A 22,328-nucleotide genomic window follows, 5' to 3' on the forward strand; every position below is an offset into this window, starting at 1 on the left:
TAGCAGTTTTTTTGTTTATCCTAGGACATACTAACCTGAGTTGCTGGAAGGGACGGAAGGAATTACCATCATCTTCAGTTTTTCTTAAGGTTTGATTCATTGTCATTTCATATTTGGGGAGTACACTGACAAAGCAAATATATATAGAGATAACCATACCATTATTCGGAAGGATCTGGAGGCAATGACGAAAAAACAAAAACAGAGAAACCGGCTTATCATCCAGAAGCCGTCGGACGAAACGTCACATTGGCCGACGAATGGATGGAGCAAGGCTGTTCCCGAATCGCAAGGAATCGATTCAAATGCCTTGGCAGATGTGGTTGCCGCATCGGAACAGCAAGAGCTTCACAGTCTGGTAGTCATTCGCAAGGGCAGTCTTGTTGCAGAAGCTTATCGAGAGCCGCTGCACCCCGACAGTCTGCAGGACATGAAATCCGTCACCAAGAGTATTACCTCGGCACTGGTCGGCATCGCTCTGTCCGAGAACAAGCTGCAAAGCTTGAATCAAACGCTGGCGTCCTTTTTACCGGAGCTCGCCGGGGATATGCTTAAATCAAAAATTACCGTCAAGCATCTCTTAACGATGACATCAGGAATCCATTGGGTGAACCATATGGATCAATCCTCCGTTGAAATGATGTTTTCACCGAACTGGGTGGAATATATCCTGAACCGGCCGATGGCGCATGACCCCGGAACCAAGTTTAATTACAGTAACGGAGATGCCCATTTGCTATCCGCTATATTGGAGCGGGCAACGGGACAAACCTTGGCTGAGTTTGCCAAGACCCGCTTATTCGAGCCGCTTGGCATTACGAACTTCACCTGGAACCAGGATCCCCAAGGTCATACCATCGGGGCTTGGGCGTTAACTTTGACGGCTCAAGACATGGCGAAGCTGGGGCTGCTTTATTTAAAGAAGGGGCAGTGGGGGAGCAAAGCGATCCTGCCGCGCCAATGGGTCAAAGAATCACTTACTACTAGAGTGAGACAAACGCTTGCCGACGGTTCGCAAGGAGGCTACGGGTTCTATTGGTATCTCAAGCAGATCGGGGTCGATAAGCAGAGAGTCTACGACGTGTTCTACGCTGCAGGCTCTGCGGGCAAACGTATCTTCGTCGTTCCGGCGCTGCAGCTGATTGCAGCTCTGACGGCCGATTCACAGGATGCACATATGCCGGAGCTTACGCTGCGCAGGATTCTTCAAGCGGTGAGAACGAACGGAAGTTTGCCGCGGAATCAGCAGGCAACCGATCGGCTTGAGGAAGCGATTCAATCGTTTGCAGGTATGCGCACGTTTGTCCGATAGCGCTATTTAGTTGCCGCTGCCTTCGTTCATTTTTCACCACTGCCTAATCAGAAGCAGGAAAATATCGGCTTTTGTCGAATAGATAAATATCCGATGTTTCAAATGTAACTTTCCGATGAGAAAGGTTTGTGATGAATGTGAACCGAAGGCACCGCGTCCTGCTGATGGGAGCCTTGCTGAGCGGCGCGTTTACTGCAGGGGCCTATGCCCAGGAAGTCCTGCAAAGCGTTCAGGCGTATCTTCGTCCTGATTTCAATGTCGTAATCAACGGGACACCCGTGAAGCTGGAAAGATCCACCTTAGTTTACGAGGATACCAGCTATCTCCCATTGAAGGAAATAAGCAAGCTGCTGGGTGCGAATGTAATCTGGCGCGGCGATACCAATACCATTTATATCAACAGTCTTCTTAATTCCGAACAGAAGCCGAATCCGAACGAGGAGATCTACGGGGAAATCAAGCTGTATAATCCGACCTCCGTCACGTATCGTTATTTGGGGGCGGAATATCCCGTTATGCTCACTAACGATGACCCGACCGGAGGCAATTATTCGTACGATCTGTATTATCGGTTATCCGATGTGCGAAGAATGGGCATTGATACCAGCGGGCTGAAAAAGGTGAGGGATCGGATCACTTATGAATTGTTCGTGAGTGAAAAGGAATTAGCTAAGGCGTGGAAGGAGCAGCCGACCCAGGTATACAGCTCGGAAGGGAACTATGTCATTTCCGGGGAAGTACACACGAAGAAGCTTGCCATGATAAGGGATCATCTGAAATCCGCTGCCAGCCTCAAGGTCAATAATGAATTGACACTGGTCCAGAAGCCGATTTATGTGGAGAAGCGCGACGATTCCAATGATGAGTTTGATTATTACAATTATTACTTCCAGGAAACGACCCAATACATCGGCAATAACAATTACTATACGGCTAATCGCTATTATCGGGGTATTCTGAAATTGGTAAAAGGCACGGTCGAAGGGCAATACTCCATCTTTTTGACAGATAAAACGGATCTCGAATCGGAAGCGAATAAGCGCGCCACGGGACAAAAGTAAGGCGCGCTTCGTCTTCCTTCAGGCATCCTGCTTTAAATAAAATATAGCAATCTGCGTCCGGTCTCGCAGAGCAAGCTTGCTTAATATCTCGGTGATGTAATTTTTCACTGTCCCCTCGCTCAGGAACAATTCCTGGGCGATTTCTTTGTTTGAGAGGCCTTGGGCGATATGCGCTACGACTGTTTTTTCTGTGGGGGTCAGTCCGTAGGAATCAAGTATAGAGGATCGGTCTCGGGTGACCGGAGCTGCGGACGGTTGGGGCTGAATCCAATCGGTCAGCTTTCTCGCGATATCCGGATGGATCAGCAAATTGCCGTGATGGACCGTCTTGATCCCCTGGACAATGCGATCCGGAGCAATATTTTTCAGCAAGTAGCCGCTGGCCCCATTCTTCAAGGCCTGCGCGATGTATTCGTCATCATCGAAAGTAGTCAAAATGAGAACATGCGTCGATGGAGAGAGCTGCTTTATTTTTTTGGTGCCCTCGACTCCGGAACAAACCGGCATACGGATATCCATGAGAACCACATCGGCCGTTCCTCCGGCTTCAAACCACCGGTACGCCTCCTCGCCGTCCCCGCAGGTGCCCTCGACGGATAAATCGGTGTCCAGCTGCAATATCATTTTCAGGCTTTCCCGAATGAACGGGTCATCGTCAACGATCAATAAACGGATCATATTTATCCAGCTCCTTTCTTTACTCAGCTGCGCAAAGGCAGCACTGTCGTTATTCCAAACCGGGAGCCGCAGTCCCAATGCAGCTCGCCGCCAAGCAGCTTGGCCCGCTCCTCCATCCCGCTTAGCCCCAAGCCCTTGTGAATGCGGACCGGGTCCGGAACGATGCCGTTGTTGGTCACGGTTAATCTTACCGCCGAGGGCTCGTAGCTAAGCTGAATATCCACAAGCGTTGCACGGCCGTGCCGCAGGGCGTTCGTAATCGCTTCCTGTGCGTTCCGGTATAGGACAATCTCCAGACTTGGGTACAGCTGCATCGGGTTGCCCTTTACTTCATAACGAACGGAAATTTGCGCCTCGGCCGCTAGCCCTTCAATCAGCTTGGATAACGAGTAGCTGTTGACTTCCCGTTCCTCCGGCTTCAGCTTGCGTACCGTAAATCGGAGCTTCTCCATCCCTTCGCTAAGCTGGGATAACACCTGATGCGTCAACTCCAGACCCTTGTCCGGATCGGTAGGCCCCACCTTTACCGCCGCCTCCAGCATCATCTTCAAGCGGATCAGCCGGTGTCCCAAATCGTCATGGATTTCCCGAGATATCCTGTTTCGTTCCTCCACCTGAGCAAGGTGCTCTACCTTACCGGCATACTCCAGCACTCGATTTTTGGCGGCATCCAGCTCATTCGCTTTTCTTCTAAGCTCATCATAGAGGACAGCCTGCTCCAGCTTGTGTTTCTCAGCGTTCGAAACGTTATGTAGTAGCGCAGCGGCCGACAGGAACAGCAGACTGCCGCCCCATTGCAGCTCCGGCAGCGGCCTAGGCCAGAACGAATATTGCAGCAGGACGAACTGCAGGGCCAGCAAAAACCAGCGAGGGGACCCTTCTGAATGACGCATATAAGTACTCAGCGTGGACAAATGGCACAAAAGCATCAAGCTGCCGTAGCTATAGGCAAGCCAGGTCACATACAACATCTCAAGCAGCGCAGCGAACAGCTGAAGGCCGCGAGGAACCCAAGCTCTGCGAAGCTCCGCCCATGCCAGCAATAGCAGTACATGAAAGGTCAGCAACCCGCCGATGGACAAAGGCAGAATATAGACAGCACCTATAGCAGGAAGCAAAATAAGCAAATAACGTATTAGTGCAATCAGCATGAATAACGCCTCCACCCGTGATTATAGCACACGAATGGGAATATGACTTTGGTCACTTCCGTTAGATGACGAAATCTACCTGTTCAAATGCACCGCTTACAGTAAAATGAAGCTATATAAAAGGAAGCAGGGAGCAGAGTGACATGAGCTTTGTTGAAATCAAAGACGTAACCAAACGGTACGGCAATCACCTATCCGTGGATCATTTGACCATGAGCGTCCGTGCGGGGGAAATCTTCGGATTGCTGGGACCGAACGGGGCGGGAAAAAGCACGACCATCAAGATGCTGAGCGGACTGCTTCGCATCGATCAAGGTGAAATTTTTCTGGGAGGCCTGTCCGTTTCGCGTCAGCCGCTCGAAGTGAAAAGGAAGATCGGCCTAGTGCCCCAGGAGCTGGCGATTTACGAGCACTTGACCGCCCGGGAAAACGTGCTGTTTTTCGGCAGGCTGTACGGACTTCGCGGCAAGCTGCTTCAAGATAGAGTGGAGGAGGCGCTGGAGTTCGTCGGCCTGCAAGACCGGCAGTCGGACCGCCCGGCTACCTTCTCCGGCGGGATGAAGCGCCGTCTCAATATTGCGTGTGCGATCATGCACCGGCCGGAGCTGATCATTATGGATGAGCCGACAGTAGGCATCGATCCGCAGTCCCGCAATCATATACTCGGCTCTGTGCGCAAGCTGAATCAAATGGGGTCTACGATCATCTATACAAGCCATTATATGGAGGAAGTATCGGCCATCAGCAGCAGGATTGGAATTATGGACCACGGCAGACTTATCGCTTACGGAACCCAGGAGGATCTGAAGGCGCACGTTGCCCAGGAGGAGAAGCTGTCCATTACCGTCGCTCAGGTGGTGGAGGCGGCGGTTGAAGAGATCCGTCAGCACCCGAGAATTCGGCAGGCGGTTATACAGGACCGGACGATTGAGGTGTATTTGCAGAATGCTTCATCGTACCTTCAGGACATTTTGTTTATTTTGCAAAAGCATCAGGTTATCATACAGTCGTTAACCCGTGTCGAGCCGGACTTGGAAACGTTATTCCTGTCCTTAACGGGCAGAACGCTTCGAGATTAGGGGAGGTGGGGTAATGGGGAATGCAGTTACCATCGCCATCTATGAGTTAAAGCGGCTTAGCCGGCTCAAATCGGTCATGTTCGTCTTATTTCTCATGCCGCTGCTGCTGATCTTTATTCTCGGCTCAGCTCTCTCAACCGTCTTTAAGGTGGAAGACCGAGTGATGAAGCCTGTGAAAATGGTCATCGTTCAGGAGACGCCGGGCAAGCCCGGAGACCCGCTATTTGCTTTTGGGAAGGACGCGGCTCTATTGACCTGGCTGGATCCGGTCGTTATGGACTCGCGGGAGGCGGCGGAGCGTGCGGTTCGAACGGGAGAGGCGGACTATGCCGTTGTGATCCCCGAAGGCTTCACCGAGGCGCTCATGCAGGGCAAACAGGCGGAGTGGGAGCTGATTCGCGGCAAGGATCACGGGCAGAACATCATTGCGGAATCGGTTGTAAACAGCTATGTAAATCGCATCAACAGCATCCAGGCTACGGTACTGTCACAGAAGCATCTTGGGGCGGAGCAGCTTCGCGAGCTTGTAAAGACGGCATCCGGACCCCTGGCGGAGGAAGCAAATGCATCTGTAGAAATCGATAAGTTAAGCAACGGCAGAACGCATACGGCCGGCCAATATTATGCCACAGCCATGATGATCATGTTCATGCTGTATTCGGGCATGACAGCTGCCATCAGCTTAGTCCAGGAGCGGGAGCAGCACACGCTGACAAGGCTAACCTCGATGCCGATTACCATGAACCAGGTCATCCTTGGGAAAATGGCCGGCAACGGCTTCCTTTCTCTGCTGCAGTGTCTGATGATCATCGTCTTGTCGTGGCTTCTATATGGCGTTTACTGGGGGAAACAGCCGCTCCTGCTGCTGTGTATATGCCTTTTGGTCATCGCTGCGTCGATGAGTCTTTCGACGATAGCGGCGATTGTAGGCAAAACGACCAAGGGGGTTACGACCATGTTTCAGTTTCTGATCATCGTCATGACCTTCCTTAGCGGCGGTTTCCTTCCCGATATGGGACAGCTGCTGAGAAGCTGGGGCAACTTCACGCTGAACCATTGGGCGATGCAGGGCATTTTGCGAATCATGCTGGATCAGGAAGCAGCTGAGGTGCTCCCGTATGTCTCCGTGCTGCTTGCCGTCAGCCTGGGACTCATGCTCCTTTCATTCATGATCTTCCGAAGGGCGGGTTACCATGAATAGCTTTATCATTGCGTGGAATGTAGTGAAACGAACGATGGGTCATCGCAAGGGAATCCTCCTTCACTTCGTAATTCCCGTCGCGGTAGTGTCGTTCCTGGTCGCCTTTTTCGGGCAGAGTCCGAATGGAATTACGGAGGTCGCTTACATGAACGCCGATCAGGGACATGTAGGAAGCCATTTGATCCGGGAGCTTCAAAGGAATTCGGGCTTTCGTTTCACCGAGGCGGGGAAGCCGGAGGATTTGAAAGAGGCGGTGACGTCCCGGAAGGTTCAGGCAGCCTTGCTCATACCGGAGGGATTCACCGAATCGCTGCGACGGGGAGAAAGGATGTCCGTGCAGCAATGGGAGCTGTCCGCCACCGAATCCACGTTGAGCTTGAGGCTCACCGTCGGTCAAATAATCGAACAGGTGAAAGTAGCAGAGCATATGCTAGCGGCAGCCGGGGCGTCGCCCGGGGAATTGGAAAACGCGCTTCTAGAAATGGAAAAGCATCGCGTGCAGTCGAAAATTACGGATTACCGGCTGTATGCCAACCCTGCGCTGCATTTGATCACCGGGTTTCTTATTTTATTTATGATGGGCCTCGTTCACACAGCTGTTGCCGGAATTTTGGAGGATCGAAAGGGAATGACAATGGCAAGAATGTACGCCGCACCCGTAAGGTCCTTCGAGATCGCCTTCGGAAATTTTTTGGGCAGCTTTTTGCTTGGAATCATTCAAGTGGTTGTGGTAGTTCTCGTTACCCGATACGTCGTTGGCTTCGATTATGGCGTCGGACTTCTGCCTCACCTGCTTGTGCTCGCCTGCTTCTTGCTGGCGGTGATGGGGCTGGCCAGCAGCGTAGCTGGAGCCATGCGCAATGTGGAGAATGTCAGCGCCCTCAACGCCATGGTGATAACCCCCACCTGTATGCTGGGAGGCTGCTTCTGGCCAATCGGCATTATGCCGGAGTTTCTGCAAAAGCTCGCCCATTTTGTGCCCCAAAGCTGGGCTATCGATGCGATGAACCGATTAGCGTCCGGCGGATCTATACCGGGAATCGCTCTTCATCTAGGTGTACTGCTGCTGTTCGCTGTAGTGCTGCTGGGGCTTGGATCCGTTATCCTTAAGCCGAACGAGACATAATGCGTTGAAACGCTTACACAATGTCAGGGCCGTCCCGAAGGGGGCGGTCCTATTCCTTTTACCGGGCAAAAAAATAGGTTCAAAATCAAGAAAAAAAGTCCATAATCCAAGTTGCTAAATCATATGATTCATAATAAGATAGAATTAAGTAACTGAATAGTCTGAAAATTCTATCAAAATAAAAATTACCGGAGCTGCAGTCGACGTGCGAGAGGTTAAGCTGGACGGAAACACTTTAAGGAGGGGATTGCCGTGAGTAAAAGTCATGAAGTTGAATATTGCAACCTGGAGTTACGATTTGATCGTCGGCTAATCCGGAACTTCATCAAAACGCTGATCCAGGAAGGGTACTCCTTGTACTGGAACGAAAGTGATCAGCAGTTCGTTGTTTCCATACGTACCGGGCGCAAGCTGGTGAAGCTCAAATTTCAGCGCATCGGTGAACGATATAAAATTGTAGGCAATTATTCCTTCAAGGATGAGAAGCTCGCCGAGCTGATGGAGAAAATGATCGGAGATACGCGCGGTCATGCGGTGGTAAAGCGCTTTAAGGACCGGCAAATTCTTATCGAGAACATTATGTTCGGAGAAATCATCCGTATGGTGGAAATTTCCGGTGTTGAGCATAAGGTGCTTTTTCAAAAGGAACCGGTGGTGACTGTGGAGGAAATGATGACGGCTTTCCGCTCCAAACGTCCTGATGAGAGAATTCCGGTGCTTCGTCTGGAGCTGGATTACGAGCTGGCCACGCTGCACGATGCGATTCAGGCAGGGGACAAAGAAGCAATCAAACTAAGTAAAGAAAGGCTGAAGGAACTGCGGCATGAAATGCTTCTACTCGAAATGTAATAGGGCGGAATGAATGACCTGTGCGGATGCATGGGTCATTTTTCGTCTGCAAGGGGAGCAAAATAGGAGAGGATCGGTAAGCAAAAGCGGCAAAAATGAGCGTTGTTAACGTGTGCAGGTATATGTTATGATGAGGCTTGAGGTGGTAGGATGAGTGTTACAATCAAGGATATTGCGAAGCTGGCCGGGGTTTCGCATACAACGGTCTCTCGCGCCTTAAACGACAGCCCGCTCATTAACCCGGAGACGAAGGAACGGATCAAGGCACTGGCTCATGAGCTGGATTATACGCCTAATTATAGTGCCAAGAGCTTGGTATTAGATCGATCATACAACCTTGGGCTCTTTTTTTCAACCTTGCACACCGGTACCTCCGCCGGATTCTTGTATGAATCCATTAAGGGCGTCAATGATGTGATTAAGGATCAGTACAACCTGATTGTTCGAGGAATCGACGATTATAGGAGTTATCATAAAATTAACCGGAAAAGCTATGACGGACTCATCGTGATGAGCCAAAGCGAAAGCGATCAGGCGTTCATTGAATACGTAACGCAGAAGGACATTCCGCTCGTCGTGCTGAACCGCCGTGTCGATAGCGTCGAGGTGATGAACCTCGTGCCGGACGATCAGAGCGGAGCTTATCAGGTTGTCGAGTACTTGCTCCGCATGGGACATCGGCGCATCGGGATCATCGAAGGGAAGACGGGCTTCCGCTCTACGCTGGAGCGCCGCGCCGGCTACGAGGAGGCCATGCGCATGTACGATGCGACTGTGCATCCCGAGCTTTGCATGCCCGGAAACTATGATGCGGAAAGCGGCTACGCTTCGATGCTGAGGATGCTGAAGCAGCCGCTGCGTCCGACCGCCGTTTTCTGCTTCAACGATGACATGGCGCTCGGGGCGGTTAAGGCGATTCAGGAGCAAGGCTTGACGGTGCCCGGAGATATTTCGGTCGTCGGCTTCGACAACCATTTGTTCTCCGCCTTCATGACGCCTTCCTTAACGACGGTTCGCCGGCCGATTGAAGCGATTGGCAGGGAAGGAGCAGCCAAGCTGCTTTCCTTTATTGAGAAGAAACAAGTGGAGCGATCCACGGAATTGTATCATACGGAGCTCGTCATTCGAGACTCCGTCAAATCCTTGGAAGGGGCGGGAGATCGCCAATGAGTATTTTAAGAACGGTATTAGAGGACATTCCGGTTCCGCAGGTAGTGCGGATCCGCCAAAAATTCGACGCCGCGAAGCTGGACCATCCGGCGGAGGTGCTGAAGCAGGAGCTGCAGAAGCCCGGCGCGATTGACCAAATCAAGCCGGGACAATCGGTGGCGGTAGCCGTCGGCAGCCGCGGGGTTGCGAATATCGCTTTGTTTACGAAAACGACGATCGATGCCATTAAGCAAGCCGGAGGGGAACCGTTCATCGTTCCTTGTATGGGCAGCCACGGCGGTGCGACGGCCGAAGGACAAAAGGAAGTGCTGCATCACCTGGGAGTTACCGAAGAAGCCATGGGTGCACCGATCCGCTCTTCAATGGAGGTTATCCAGCTTGACCAGCTGCCGAACGGCCTGCCGGTTTATGTGGACCGTATTGCTTCCGAGGCGGATGCCATTGTCGTCATTAACCGTGTGAAGCCGCATACTGCGTTCCGCGGCCGCATCGAGAGCGGCATCATGAAGATGATCGCGATCGGACTCGGTAAGCAGAAGGGCGCCGAGGCGTGCCATCAGCTCGGCTTCAAGTATATGGCCGAGAATGTGCCTGCAATGGCCAAAATCATGATCGACAAGCTGCCGATCCTGTTCGGCGTGGCGCTCGTTGAGAATGCTTACGATGAGACCTGTCTGGTTGAGGTGCTGCCTGCGGCACAGATTGAAGAGCGCGAGATGGAGCTGCTGGAGATGGCGAAGGCGCGTCTGCCGAAAATTTTGTTCGGTCAGATCGATGTTCTCGTTATCGACTATATCGGGAAAAACATCAGCGGCGACGGAATGGATCCGAACGTTACCGGACGTTATCCGACGCCATATGCACATGGCGGTCCGGATGTGTCCAAGATGGTCGTTCTCGACCTGACGCCGGAAACCAAAGGTAACGCCAATGGCGTAGGTACGGCGGATTTCACGACGCAGCGTCTTGTGGACAAGATGGATAAAGCGGCGACCTTCGTCAACGGCCTGACCTCGACGGTGTGTGCACCTACCAAGATTACAACTTACTTGGACAATGATTACTACGCCGTGAAGGCAGCTGTAAAAACGTGCAATATTCTCGATTACACCAAGTGCCGTTTGGTTCGAATTCAAGATACGCTCCATCTGGGAGAAATCGAAATCTCGGTGAACCTGCTGGAGGAAGCGCGTCAGCATCCGGACATCGAGGTTTTAACGGAGCCGTACGACCTGCCATTTGACAGTGAAGGGAATTTGGTATAAATGAGCGCATTGTCTGCAACAAAGCCTTTTATCATCGCAGCCGATATCGGCACGACCAGCACGAAAACCCTCGTCATTGACCGCGGCGGCAGAGTGCTGGCATCGCATTCAGTGGAGTATCCTTTGTATACTCCACGTCCGGATATGGCGGAACAGGATCCGGACGAAATTTATCGCGCCGTCCGCACCGGCATTCGTGCAGTGATCGATAAAGCCCACGTGCTGCCGGGCCAGGTTCTTTGCGTCTCCTTCAGCTCTGCGATGCATAGCTTGATTGCGGTCGACAAAGACCTGAAGCTGCTGACGCAATGCATTACTTGGGCGGATAACCGCAGCGCCGCTTACAGCAAGGAGCTTAAGGCCAACGGCTCGGGCCTCGACATCTATCGCCGGACGGGTACTCCGATTCATCCGATGTCGCCGCTGCTGAAGCTGATGTGGTTCCGTGATCATGAGCCGGAGCTGTTCGAGTCTGCCTACAAGTTTATCGGCATCAAGGAATACGTATTCGCCAAGCTGTTCGGCGGCGAGATCGTCGTTGACTATTCCATCGCCAGCGCCACGGGCTTGTTTAATCTTCAAGAGCTCGATTGGGATGCAGGTGCGCTAGCTGCATGCGGAGTGCGCCGCGAACAATTGGCTAAGCCGGTTTCTACCACGCATGTGGTGCAAGGGCTGAAGGCTGAGGATGCTTCCGAGCTCGGACTGGCCTTGGATACCCCGTTTGTGGTAGGGGCGTCGGACGGCGTTCTTGCCAATCTGGGCGTAGGCGCGTTCGAGGAAGGAATCTACGCCGTCACCATCGGTACAAGCGGCGCCGTACGGGGAGTTGTCCGCGAGCCGAAGACCGATCCGCAAGGCCGTTTGTTCTGCTACGCATTGAACGAGAACTTCTGGTGTGTCGGCGGGGCGATCAACAACGGTGGCATTATGTTCCGCTGGGTTCGCGACCAGCTCGCTACGGCCGAGGCTGAAGAGGGGCGCCGCCGCGGCATGGACCCGTACGACTACTTGACGCAGCTGGCAGCTGAGGTGGCCGCGGGCTCCGACGGTCTCATTTTCCTGCCGCTGCTTGCCGGGGAACGCGCGCCGTATTGGAACGCGAATGCGCGCGGTGTCTTCTTCGGGATGTCGCTCTACCACGAGAAGAAGCATATGATCCGTGCGGTGCTGGAAGGGGTCATGTACCGGATTCACTCGGTCGTTACCGCATTGGAGGAAATGAACGGCCCGACGAAGGAGATTCGCGCTTCCGGCGGCTTCGCTCGCTCTTCCTTCTGGCTGCAAATGCTGTCGGACGTTGTGGGCGTGCAGGTAGCGGTGCCGAATTCGATTGAAAGCTCCGGTCTCGGAGCTGCGCAGCTCGGTATGCTGGCAGTCGGCGAGATTAACGACTTCTCCAGCGTTCACGGCTGGATGCAGGTGCAGCATACGATGCAGGCGCAGGAAGAAGCGCATTCAAGATACGAGCAGTTGACAAAAATTTACCAACGTGTATACCATCAGTTGAAGGATGAGTTCGACGCGATTGCGGCCTATCAACAGAAATACACGAATTCATAGGAGGTCCCGAATCATGAATTTATTCGATCTTACTGGAAAAACAGCCGTTATCATCGGCGGTAACAGCACGCTTGGCGGTGCCATGGCGGTAGCTCTTGGAGGACACGGCGCTGATGTCGCGATCGTTGGACGCAACCAGGAGAAGTCCGAGGAGGTCGTGAAGCGCATTGAGGAGGCAGGCGGCAAAGCGAAGTCCTTCTCTGCGGACGCTACGAGCACGGACGATCTGAAGCGCGTATTGGACGAAGTGCTGGCATGGACAGGCCGCTGTGACGTTCTGATGAACTGCCCGGGCAAGAACAGCCCCACTCCGTTCTTCGAGCTGACGATGGAAGAGTGGGACTCCATCATGGAAGTGAATTTGAAGAGCGTTGTACTTGCTTGCCAAATCTTTGGGAAGCATATGGTGGACAAAGGCGAGGGCGGCAGCATCATCAATATTTCGTCGGTATCCTCCGAGCCTCCGTTGTCCCGCGTATTCACATACTCCGCATCCAAGGCGGCCGTGAATAACGTAACGAAATTCCTGGCTCGCGAATTTGCGCCGGCGCGCGTACGTGTCAATGCGATCATCCCTGGATTTTTCCCTGCAGAGCAAAACCGCAAAATTTTGTCTCCGGAACGTGTGGAATCCATTATGAAGCATACGCCGATGAACCGATTCGGCGAAGCTGAGGAGCTGCAAGGCGCAGCCGTATACCTCGCATCCGATAAGGCTTCCAGCTTCGTGACAGGATCCCTTCTCCGCGTTGACGGGGGCTTCGGATCGATGACGATCTAAACAAAAAACACTTCTAGCGTAGGCTTCCGCCGGCGGGATTGCAGTATTTTCCTAAGGCCGCTGTTGAAATCATGGTCCATTAATCTTATTATGAGGAGGGAACACGATTTCAAAGGCGGCTCCAGGTTTTCAACAGGAAAGCTGCTTCGGAAGCATTTACTTCGGCAGACACTCTGCCCTCCGGCAGAATTACGTTGTAAAGAGGGTTTCATTTGTTAAATCGTGGGTAAATACATTAGAGAGGGAGTAGAATCATTATGTCGAAACAACAAGTCGGTGTGATCGGTTTGGCAGTCATGGGGAAAAACCTGGCTCTCAACATTGAAAGCAGAGGTTTCACCGTTTCCGTGTACAACCGCTCGCGTGAAAAAACAGATGCTTTGGTAGCGGAAGCTCAAGGCAAAAATCTCGTGGGTACATACTCGATCGAAGAGTTTGTCGCTTCTTTGGAAACACCCCGCAAAGTGTTAATTATGGTACAGGCGGGTGCGCCTACGGACGATACCATTCAGCAGCTGATCCCTCACCTCGACAAGGGAGATATCATCATCGACGGCGGTAACGCGTTCTTCCCGGACACACAGCGTCGTAACGCGGAGCTGGAGCAGCACGGCCTGCGCTTCATCGGTACCGGCGTATCCGGCGGTGAAGAGGGTGCACTGAAGGGTCCGTCCATCATGCCAGGCGGACAAAAGGATGCATACGAGCTGGTGGCTCCGATTCTGACGGCGATTTCGGCCAAAGTGAACGGCGACCCTTGCTGCACATACATCGGACCAGGCGGCTCCGGCCACTATGTCAAAATGGTCCACAACGGTATTGAGTACGGCGATATGCAGCTGATCTGCGAAGCTTACCAGCTGCTGAAGGATGTGCTCGGCGTAAGCACGCAGGAGCTTCATGAAATTTTCTCCGAGTGGAACACAGGGGAGCTGGACAGCTACCTGATCGAGATCACCAGAGACATTTTCACCAAAACCGATCCGGATACAGGCAAGCCGATGGTGGACGTTATCCTTGACTCCGCGGGTCAAAAGGGTACAGGCAAATGGACCAGCCAAAGCGCACTGGATCTGGGCGTTCCGCTTTCCATCATTACGGAATCCGTATTCTCCCGCTTCCTGTCGGCACTGAAGGAAGAGCGTGTGGCAGCCAGCAAAATCCTGAGCGGGCCTAAGACTGCAGCGTTCGACGGCGATCGTGCTGCTTTTATTGAAGCGGTGCGTCAGGCGTTGTATGCAAGTAAAATTTGCTCCTACGCCCAAGGCTTCGCTCAAATGAGAGCGGCATCGGAGGAGTACAATTGGGGACTCGATTACGGCAGCATCGCCATGATCTTCCGCGGCGGCTGCATCATCCGTGCCCGTTTCCTGCAGAACATCAAGGATGCCTACGATCGTAATCCTGAGCTCAAGAACCTGCTGCTGGATGAGTATTTCAAAGGCGTGGTTGAGAATTATCAAGATGCATGGAGAACGGTTGTTTCTACGGCAGTGACTCGGGGAATTCCGGTTCCGGCGTTCGCTTCCGCACTGGCGTACTATGATAGCTACCGCACGGAGCGATTGCCGGCGAACCTGCTGCAGGCGCAGCGTGATTATTTCGGGGCCCACACCTTCAAGCGCGTGGATAAGGAAGGCACCTTCCATTTCAACTGGATGGATTAATCAAGCGGTTTACGCGGGCGGCTCGCTTTGGCCGGGTGCAAACCGAAGGAGGCTTCATAGACCCAGCTTTTCAAGCGGTCTGCCTCTTGGTCGAAGCCGTTGCGGCGTTGAATCAGCATGAGGGCAATTTCTGCGAAATAACGGAAGTTTTGCATTAAGCGTGGCTGGGAAAGATCCGTCATTTTCGGGTCTTCCTCAGTCACCTTTTTTTTGATATACTCCAGAACCCAGACGACGTCTTCTTTGCAAAGGGGGCGGTCAGGGTCGAGAATTTGTTGCAGCTTCAGCTCCGTCAAATTGGTTTGAGGCACACCTTGCTGGGAAAGGGCAGAATGCATAGGGCAAAACCTCCTTGGCAAATTTCGATAATACCATCATATCTGTTTACGCTGGAATTTATTCACAATCATCTTATGTTTTTGCAGTGATTTCTATTCACTAAGGCTGACCTATGATATGATAGGGGGAGCTTCTTATTGGGAATTACTGTGTCAATTGATAGCGAAATCGGGGGTGAATGGTGTCGTGAAGCATCGAAATATTATTCTTGTCGGACTGATGGGAACGGGAAAATCAACGGTAGGCAAGGCGCTGGCTGAGCGGCTGGGCTGGTCGTTTGTCGATTCGGACGAGCGAATTGAGCAGGTCGAGAAGAAGAAAATCAGCGATATTTTTGCGGAAAGCGGCGAGCCCGCATTTCGTAAAGTGGAAAGCAGAGTGATTGCAGAGCTCGCGAAAGGCAGCGAGCAAATCATCGCGACAGGCGGCGGGGCCGTCTTGGCGGAAGAGAACCGGATCGTAATGAAAGAGAACGGTCTTGTCGTAGCCCTTACGGCGACCGCGGACGAAATCATTGCGAGAGTCAGCGGAGATACGAGCCGCCCGTTGGTGCAGGGGAATGTAGCCGAGCGGGTGCAAGCCATTATGGAAAGCCGCAAGCACGCCTATGATTTTGCCGATGTACATATAGCTACAACGGGCGCAGCCGTAAGCGAAATTGTGGAGGCCATCGTACAGCACCGCTCGGACGTAAACGCGTAGCGTTATAGCTGGTCCCAGCTAAGCATACCGCCGGTCATATTTTTCAAATGCTTCAGCCCCTGCGCTTCCAAATATTCGTAAGCGCGCGAGCTGCGGCCGCCGCTGCGGCATACCAGGATGGTTTCGCCGTTCTGCGGAATTTCATTCAGTCGTTCCGGCAGCTGCATCAGAGGAATGTGGATGGCGCCCGGGATCATACCGAGGGCAACCTCTTCGTCCTCCCGAACATCTATGATATCGAGCTTCTCGCCTTGCTCGAGCCTTTGCTTGATTTCAGCGGGAGTTATCGTTTGCATGAGTCGATTCAAGCCTCCTTGTGTTATAGTGTCATAAGCCTTATTTCATCATAGAAAGAAACAGGATACGTGTCAAACGGAAAGAGGTGATTCGCATGACCGAACCAACCGGAGAGACGCAAGGGGAACGGTTGAAGGAGGTAGCGCTCGTTTTTCTGAAGCTGGGGACAACCGCTTTCGGAGGACCGCCGGCGCACATTGCCATGATGGACGAAGAGATTGTCAGGAGACGGAAGTGGGTTTCTCAGGAAACGTTCCTAGACCTCCTCGGGGCGAGCAATATCATACCCGGACCGAATTCGACGGAGCTGGCGATTCACCTCGGATATAAACGCGCAGGCTGGGCGGGACTGATCACGGCCGGGGCTTGTTTTATTGTGCCTGCCATGCTATTGGTCGGAATTTTCGCTTACCTGTATGCAACCTTCCAAACGATGCCTCAGCTGCAATCCGTCTTGTACGGCGTGAAGCCGGTCATTATCGCGGTTGTTGCGCAAGCGCTATGGGGGCTTCGCAAAACCGCAATGAAAACAAAGACAACACTCATAGTCGGACTTCTCGCCTTGGTTTTGGCAATCGCAGGGATGAACGAGCTTTTTTTGTTGCTTTTATGCGGTGCAGCGGTAATGATGATGGAGCGGTTAAAGGATAAGGGAGCTGCGGACCGCCGCAGGATGAACTCCTTTTTCCCTGGCGCGCTGCTGTTAGGCAGCTCTGCTGCTCCTGTGGCATTAGGAAGCATGAGCACTGCAGGCCTTTTCTGGTCCTTTTTGAAAATAGGCTCCGTACTCTATGGAAGCGGTTATGTGCTGCTGGCCTTTCTGCAATCGGAATTCGTTGACAGGTATCAAGTATTGACCGCACAGCAATTGATCGATGCGGTAGCGGTCGGGCAATTTACGCCGGGCCCGCTATTCACAACGGCAACCTTCGTCGGGTACTTAATCCATGGTGCACCGGGGGCCGTATGGGCGACGCTGGGCATCTTCCTGCCCGCCTTTGTGTTTGTCGCTCTGACGATGAAGTGGATCCCGAAGCTTCGCCAAAGCAAGCCGCTTAGCGCTTTTCTGGACGGCGTAAATGTCGCTTCGATCGCATTGATGGCGGCCGTCAGCTGGCAGCTCGGGTTAGCCTCCGTAACGGATCCGATTACGGCCGTGATCGCCGTCATTTCCTTATTGGTATTGCTGCGCTACCGGATTAATTCGGCCTGGCTCGTGCTCGCCGGCGGTCTCCTTGGATGGCTCCTTCAAATGGCAGGTTTGTCGCTATGATGATCGTTTACATAGGAGTGGCCGGCGCTGCCGGGGCTATGACGCGATATGCCGTATCCTTGCTCATGAACCCGTCGAGTGTATTGACCTTACCGTGGGGAACGTTAACGGTGAATATGGCAGGCTGTTTTCTTATCAGCGCTCTGCTGTCGAGCAAACGGCTTGATGCTCGGCCTCGTCTGCGGACGGCTATGACGACAGGCTTTGTCGGTTCGTTTACAACGATGTCTACTCTGAGCGCGGAGCTGTTCGTGCTGCTCCAGCATCACCTATGGCTGACCGCAGGCTTATATGCAACCGCCAGCTGGTTCGGTGGTCTTTTCATGGTACATCTGGGCAAATCGATAAAATTGTTTTCGTAAAGAGGGGTTTCGGCGAATGCTGTCGAATATATGGTTATCCATGCTATTGGTCGGCTCCGGAGGCTTTACGGGGGCGATAGTCCGTTATTGGATGACGCGGGTTCTGAACCGAAATGCGCCGTGGGGGATTCCTCTTGGCACACTGCTTGTGAATGTCTCCGGCTCGTACCTGCTGGGCTGGCTGTGGGGACACGGGGTTTCGCAGGGCTGGCTGGCGCTTGCCGGCACAGGCTTTATGGGGGCCTATACGACCTTCTCCACCTTGAAGTGGGAGAGCAGTGCCTTGTATTCCAAGGGTGATCGGCTAGCCGCGACCGTCTATCTGAGCATGACCTACATCATCGGCGTTGCCAGCGCCATGCTGGGCTACTATAGTTAACTTATTTCTACATATAGAGGAGAGAATGTACCCTAATGAAAGCTATTGTCAAACCTACCTCGACCTTATCCGGAACCATCAACGCACTGTCCTCCAAAAATTACACGACAAGATATCTCCTGATCGGTGCGTTAGCCGACGGGACGAGCACGGTGTATTACCCGGCACACAGCGAGGACAGCGATGCGATGCGCCGCTGTATTCGCGATCTTGGTGCCTTGGTTGAAGAAGATGAAGAGAAAATGACCATTCAAGGCTTCGGCAGCCGTCCTAAGCATGTGAAAGAGCTGAACGTAGGCAATGCAGGAGCGGTGCTCCGCTTTCTGATGTCCGTGGCCGCCTTCTGTCCGGAAGTGACATTTATTAACGCTTATCCGAACTCTCTTGGCAAAAGGCCGCATGACGACCTCATCGACGCGCTTCATCAAATGAACGTGCAAGTAGAGCATAATCAAGGCAAGCTTCCGATTACCATTCGCGGCGGCCAGCCTCGCGGCGGGAAAATTACCGTCTCGGGCAATATCAGCTCGCAGTTCCTCAGCTCCCTGCTCTTCGTGACTCCTCTTCTGGAGGAAGACAGTGAAATCACGGTGCTGCATGATCTGAAATCAAAGATTATCGTCGGCCAAACCTTGGAGGTTATCGAGCAAGCCGGCGTGAAGATCGAGGCTTCCGAGGATCTGATGCATTACCGTATCCCTGGCGGTCAAAAATATACTCCGCAAAAATATGTTGTGCAAGGAGACTACCCGGGATCAGCGGCGATTCTTGCAGCGGCTGCGGTTACCCAATCCGATGTAAAGGTGCTCCGTTTGGCCGAGAACAGCCGCCAAGGCGAACGCGCCGTGGTGGACGTGTTAAAAGCGATGGGCGTAAACCTGACACACGAAAATGATATTGTACACGTTCAGGCGAACGGACAATTAAAAGCAGGCGAGTTCGACGGCGACCATTTTACGGACGGCGTCCTGGCCATGGTTGCAGCGGCGGTATTCGCTGAAGGCACTTCCCGTTTCTACAATGTAGAGAACCTTCGCTACAAGGAATGCGACCGCATCACCGACTATTTAAATGAGCTGCGTAAAGCCGGAGCCAACGTAGAGGAACGGCAAAGCGAGATTATCGTGCACGGTCGTCCGGAAGGCGTTGAAGGCGGCGTAGAAATCAACGCTCACTATGATCATCGCGTCATTATGGCATTGACCATAGTCGGACTGCGCTCGAAGCAAGGGCTCATCATTAACGATGCCCACCATGTAGCTAAGTCTTATCCGCAATATTTTGACCACTTGCTGTCGCTCGGTGCCCAAATCGAGCTTGTGAAGGAATAACAACCAGATTAGAACATGACCAGAGGTGAACGGGCGATGAAAATATTGTGGAAAGGAATGCAGGTAACATTCGGCATGTTTCTCATCGCAGGTCTCCTATTTGCCAGCAGTGTATTCGGGGTGCTTCTGTATGCGCGGATAACGGATCAGATCTGGTTTGAGCAGGCAACCGGCACGATAGCCCACGCCATGGAACAGACATCCGTTCCTGCAGCGCCTCCCCAAGCTCCCGAGCCCGTGGCTCCTGCACCAAGAGAAGCGCTGCTGGATGCTCCGATCGTAAGGCAGCTCCCGGAGCTGCCCTCCGGCTGCGAAATCACCAGCTTAACGATGCTGCTTCAATTTTATGGACTCGATGTCGGCAAGATGGAGCTTGTGAAGGACATGAAAAGGGATACCACACCGATCAAGTGGAACCGTGACGGTTCCATTGCCTATTGGGGTAATCCGAATACCGGTTTTGTCGGGGATGTGACAGGCAACCGCAAGGGCTTCGGCATTTATCATACCGCCTTATTCGAGACGCTTAAGATGCATGTGCCGACAGCGGTGGATCTGACGCGCAAGCCGTTCACCGAGCTGGAGAACCAGCTGTTGAAGGGGATACCGGTAGTAGCTTGGACCACAATCAATTATCAGGTGCCCGACAAATGGGTGACATGGGATACGCCGATCGGCCCGATTGAGACGACCTTTATGGAGCATGCGGTTTTGCTTGTCGGCTTCGATGACCAGTTTGTATATGTTAACGATCCGTTTTCAGGGAAAAGTAAACATAAGCTCGATAAGGCTCAATTTCTTTCGACTTGGGAAGCGATGGGACGCCAAGCGATCTCATACACTTCATCGTAACAGGATCATAAGGAGGAATGGTTATGGCTTTTGAGAACCCGTCTCGAGATCACATCAAGGTGCTTTTGCAAAATGCCGGAAATATTGCGGTCGTCGGTTTATCGGATAAAGAGGACCGCGTTTCCTATATGGTTGCCGCAGCCATGCAATCGAAGGGGTACCGAATTATTCCTGTGAACCCTATGGTGCAGGGGACTATTCTTGGCGAGGTTTGCTATGCATCCCTTAAGGATATCCCGGAGCCGGTGGATATCGTCAATGTATTTCGCCGCAGCGACCAGGTCGTACCGGTAGCCGAAGAAGCGGTAAAGATCGGAGCCAAGGTATTATGGCTGCAGCAGGGGATCGCGAATGAAGAAGCTGCTGAGATTGCCAAGGCCGGAGGGCTGGAGGTCATAATGGACCGCTGTATCAAGGTGGAAGATTCGATATTGCTGCCTGGAGGAAGATAAGTTGTACCGTGAACGGATTCGCGAATATTTACAGGTTTACTTGGTAATGGATGTTTCGCAAGGGGCGGCATCGGTCAAGCTGGCGGAGGATGCGATTGCCGGCGGCGTGACGATGATTCAGCTTCGCGAGAAAAAAGCGAAGATGAGCGAGGTGCTTGCCTGGGGTAAGGAGCTTCGCGAGCTTTGCCGTCGGGAGCAAATCCCATTTGTCGTAAATGATCGGATTGATCTTGCCTTGCTTTTGGATGCTGACGGCGTTCACGTTGGGCAAGACGATATCCCCGGCCTGGAAGCGAGAAAGCTGTTAGGACCCGATCGCATCGTCGGCATATCCGCCGGTACGATGGAGGAAGCGGAAATCGCGATGGCTCAGGGGGCCGATTATTTGGGTGTCGGAGCGATTTATTCGACGTTGACCAAGGGAGATGCAGGTCTTCCGATCGGCACGGATCTGATTACGCGCATACAGGAGCGCTGGTCTGATATTCCTCTGGTGGGTATTGGCGGAATTACTGCGGATAACGCGGTACCAGTCATTGCTGCCGGGGCGGATGGGGTCGCAGTAGTTTCGGCCATTACAAAAGCGGCTAGCCCGAAGCAGGCTGCCGAGCGGCTAAAGCTTACCGTGAATAAGGGAATTTTGGACAAAAAGTGATAGGTTTTAAAAATATGTAATAAAATGAATCCTCCCTGAAAACAATAAGAAAAGCTTCTGGATTGAAACGGATGCTAGAGACAGCACCCCGCCCCGGAAGACATCTTACACAATTCAAGGAGGATTTCGCATGTACAATCAAGGATTTCAACAAAACAGCTTCCAAAATCAATTTGGTACTGCCGGCTCTGTGACCTCCCAATACCGCGGGCTTCAAACGCAATACCAGCCGATCGGTTATGTGCAATCCCAGTACGGCCAATCCACGACTCCTTCCAGCTTCAGCAATCAATTCGCAGCTGGCGCACAGCAGTTCGGTATGGGCACTCAGCAATACCACACGGCGAACTACCGCGGTAACCAACAGGGTCACGACCAATACCTGAGAGCGGATGCAACTCAACCGTCCCAGGCGCAATTTGGCATGGGAGCGTCCAACTTCGGAACGCAAAACATCTCCGGCAGCTTCAGCTCCCAATTCCCTACAAGCATCAGCCAAAACCAGAACCAAAACCAAAACCAAGGCTTCTACCAACAAACAAGCCCGCAATCCTACCATACGGCTAACTACCGTGGTAACCAGCAAGGGCATGACCAATACCTGAGAGCAGACGCAACTCAACCGTCCCAGGCGCAATTCGGTATGGGTGCTTCCAGCTTCAATAACCAGTTCAGCTCCAGCATTCCAACGCAGCAGCAATTTGGCCAAAGCAGCTTCGGCCGCTTCTAATGGGATATGAGAAATGAACGGCGGGCCGCAGCGGCCCGCCGTTTTTTCTTTGA

General features: G+C 52.7%; 24 protein-coding genes. 20 read left to right on the plus strand and 4 right to left on the minus strand.

Annotation, left to right across the window (positions count from 1 at the left end; translation table 11 throughout):
* The first annotated feature begins 184 nt into the window (after positions 1–184).
* Both RAC89_RS22150 and RAC89_RS22155 read left to right on the plus strand, forming a co-directional pair.
* Complete coding sequence (locus tag RAC89_RS22150) at positions 185–1,312, plus strand: serine hydrolase domain-containing protein (protein WP_306615804.1); 1,128 nt, start codon at positions 185–187, stop codon at positions 1,310–1,312.
* Positions 1,313–1,443: 131 nt separating this feature from the next.
* Positions 1,444–2,373, plus strand: a complete 930-nt coding sequence (locus RAC89_RS22155) for a stalk domain-containing protein (protein WP_306615805.1) — start codon at positions 1,444–1,446, stop codon at positions 2,371–2,373.
* 18 nt (positions 2,374–2,391) lie between these two features.
* On the opposite strand, the gene RAC89_RS22160 is transcribed toward RAC89_RS22155, so the two are convergent.
* Both RAC89_RS22160 and RAC89_RS22165 read right to left on the minus strand, forming a co-directional pair.
* Positions 2,392–3,051, minus strand: coding sequence for a response regulator transcription factor (locus RAC89_RS22160; protein ID WP_306615806.1), 660 nt, complete (start codon positions 3,049–3,051; stop codon positions 2,392–2,394).
* A gap of 23 nt (positions 3,052–3,074) precedes the next feature.
* Positions 3,075–4,202 (minus strand): sensor histidine kinase, encoded by a 1,128-nt coding sequence (locus RAC89_RS22165; RefSeq protein WP_306615807.1) that lies wholly within the window; start codon positions 4,200–4,202, stop codon positions 3,075–3,077.
* Between the two features lie 143 nt (positions 4,203–4,345).
* Between RAC89_RS22165 and RAC89_RS22170 the strand changes: the two genes are divergently transcribed.
* From RAC89_RS22170 to gndA, 9 genes are all read left to right on the plus strand, one after another.
* The gene (locus tag RAC89_RS22170; RefSeq protein ID WP_306615808.1) at positions 4,346–5,281 is read left to right on the plus strand and encodes an ABC transporter ATP-binding protein; all 936 of its coding nucleotides are present in this window, start codon (positions 4,346–4,348) and stop codon (positions 5,279–5,281) included.
* Between the two features lie 13 nt (positions 5,282–5,294).
* Positions 5,295–6,482 carry an ABC transporter permease gene (locus RAC89_RS22175; protein ID WP_306615809.1) on the plus strand — a complete coding sequence of 396 codons (1,188 nt, stop codon included), beginning with the start codon at positions 5,295–5,297 and terminating at the stop codon, positions 6,480–6,482.
* Positions 6,475–7,608 (plus strand): ABC transporter permease, encoded by a 1,134-nt coding sequence (locus RAC89_RS22180; RefSeq protein ID WP_306615810.1) that lies wholly within the window; start codon positions 6,475–6,477, stop codon positions 7,606–7,608. The genes RAC89_RS22175 and RAC89_RS22180 overlap by 8 nt, the downstream gene beginning before the upstream one ends.
* A gap of 252 nt (positions 7,609–7,860) precedes the next feature.
* Positions 7,861–8,457, plus strand: a complete 597-nt coding sequence (locus tag RAC89_RS22185; RefSeq protein WP_284638860.1) for a hypothetical protein — start codon at positions 7,861–7,863, stop codon at positions 8,455–8,457.
* A 150-nt stretch (positions 8,458–8,607) separates the two neighbouring features.
* A complete protein-coding gene (locus RAC89_RS22190; RefSeq protein WP_284638861.1) occupies positions 8,608–9,627 on the plus strand; it encodes a LacI family DNA-binding transcriptional regulator in 1,020 nt (339 codons plus the stop codon).
* Complete coding sequence (locus RAC89_RS22195) at positions 9,624–10,892, plus strand: nickel pincer cofactor-dependent isomerase, group 22 (RefSeq protein WP_306615811.1); 1,269 nt, start codon at positions 9,624–9,626, stop codon at positions 10,890–10,892. The genes RAC89_RS22190 and RAC89_RS22195 overlap by 4 nt, the downstream gene beginning before the upstream one ends.
* Positions 10,893–12,455, plus strand: a complete 1,563-nt coding sequence (locus RAC89_RS22200; RefSeq protein ID WP_306615812.1) for a gluconokinase — start codon at positions 10,893–10,895, stop codon at positions 12,453–12,455. It abuts the gene before it with no gap.
* A gap of 13 nt (positions 12,456–12,468) precedes the next feature.
* Complete coding sequence (locus RAC89_RS22205; RefSeq protein ID WP_306615813.1) at positions 12,469–13,236, plus strand: SDR family oxidoreductase; 768 nt, start codon at positions 12,469–12,471, stop codon at positions 13,234–13,236.
* A 257-nt stretch (positions 13,237–13,493) separates the two neighbouring features.
* Positions 13,494–14,903, plus strand: a complete 1,410-nt coding sequence (gene gndA / locus RAC89_RS22210) for an NADP-dependent phosphogluconate dehydrogenase (RefSeq protein ID WP_284638865.1) — start codon at positions 13,494–13,496, stop codon at positions 14,901–14,903.
* Here the strand turns inward: gndA and RAC89_RS22215 are convergent.
* A complete protein-coding gene (locus RAC89_RS22215) occupies positions 14,900–15,241 on the minus strand; it encodes a hypothetical protein (RefSeq protein WP_284638866.1) in 342 nt (113 codons plus the stop codon). The two genes, gndA and RAC89_RS22215, sit on opposite strands and share 4 nt — an antisense overlap.
* Before the next feature lie 157 nt (positions 15,242–15,398).
* Between RAC89_RS22215 and RAC89_RS22220 the strand changes: the two genes are divergently transcribed.
* Entirely contained in the window at positions 15,399–15,944 is a 546-nt protein-coding gene (locus tag RAC89_RS22220) for a shikimate kinase (RefSeq protein WP_306615814.1), read from the plus strand.
* A gap of 2 nt (positions 15,945–15,946) precedes the next feature.
* On the opposite strand, the gene RAC89_RS22225 is transcribed toward RAC89_RS22220, so the two are convergent.
* The gene (locus tag RAC89_RS22225; protein WP_306615815.1) at positions 15,947–16,240 is read right to left on the minus strand and encodes a rhodanese-like domain-containing protein; all 294 of its coding nucleotides are present in this window, start codon (positions 16,238–16,240) and stop codon (positions 15,947–15,949) included.
* Between the two features lie 95 nt (positions 16,241–16,335).
* Between RAC89_RS22225 and chrA the strand changes: the two genes are divergently transcribed.
* From chrA to RAC89_RS22265, 8 genes are all read left to right on the plus strand, one after another.
* Positions 16,336–17,514 carry a chromate efflux transporter gene (gene chrA, locus RAC89_RS22230; protein ID WP_306615816.1) on the plus strand — a complete coding sequence of 393 codons (1,179 nt, stop codon included), beginning with the start codon at positions 16,336–16,338 and terminating at the stop codon, positions 17,512–17,514.
* Complete coding sequence (crcB, locus tag RAC89_RS22235; protein WP_306615817.1) at positions 17,511–17,876, plus strand: fluoride efflux transporter CrcB; 366 nt, start codon at positions 17,511–17,513, stop codon at positions 17,874–17,876. Before chrA ends, crcB begins: the two co-directional genes overlap by 4 nt.
* Positions 17,877–17,892: 16 nt before the next feature.
* Entirely contained in the window at positions 17,893–18,255 is a 363-nt protein-coding gene (locus RAC89_RS22240; protein ID WP_306615818.1) for a fluoride efflux transporter FluC, read from the plus strand.
* A 35-nt stretch (positions 18,256–18,290) separates the two neighbouring features.
* A complete protein-coding gene (gene aroA, locus RAC89_RS22245) occupies positions 18,291–19,586 on the plus strand; it encodes a 3-phosphoshikimate 1-carboxyvinyltransferase (RefSeq protein ID WP_284638872.1) in 1,296 nt (431 codons plus the stop codon).
* A 36-nt stretch (positions 19,587–19,622) separates the two neighbouring features.
* Complete coding sequence (locus tag RAC89_RS22250; protein ID WP_306615819.1) at positions 19,623–20,438, plus strand: C39 family peptidase; 816 nt, start codon at positions 19,623–19,625, stop codon at positions 20,436–20,438.
* Positions 20,439–20,461: 23 nt separating this feature from the next.
* Positions 20,462–20,890 (plus strand): CoA-binding protein, encoded by a 429-nt coding sequence (locus RAC89_RS22255; protein ID WP_306615820.1) that lies wholly within the window; start codon positions 20,462–20,464, stop codon positions 20,888–20,890.
* Position 20,891: 1 nt separating this feature from the next.
* Positions 20,892–21,545, plus strand: a complete 654-nt coding sequence (gene thiE / locus RAC89_RS22260; protein WP_306615821.1) for a thiamine phosphate synthase — start codon at positions 20,892–20,894, stop codon at positions 21,543–21,545.
* Between the two features lie 130 nt (positions 21,546–21,675).
* Positions 21,676–22,275 (plus strand): hypothetical protein, encoded by a 600-nt coding sequence (locus RAC89_RS22265; RefSeq protein ID WP_306615822.1) that lies wholly within the window; start codon positions 21,676–21,678, stop codon positions 22,273–22,275.
* Positions 22,276–22,328 lie beyond the last annotated feature (53 nt).

The organism is Paenibacillus sp. GD4 (genome assembly GCF_030846225.1).
Classification (GTDB): Bacteria; Bacillota; Bacilli; order Paenibacillales; family NBRC-103111; genus Paenibacillus_G; species Paenibacillus_G silviterrae.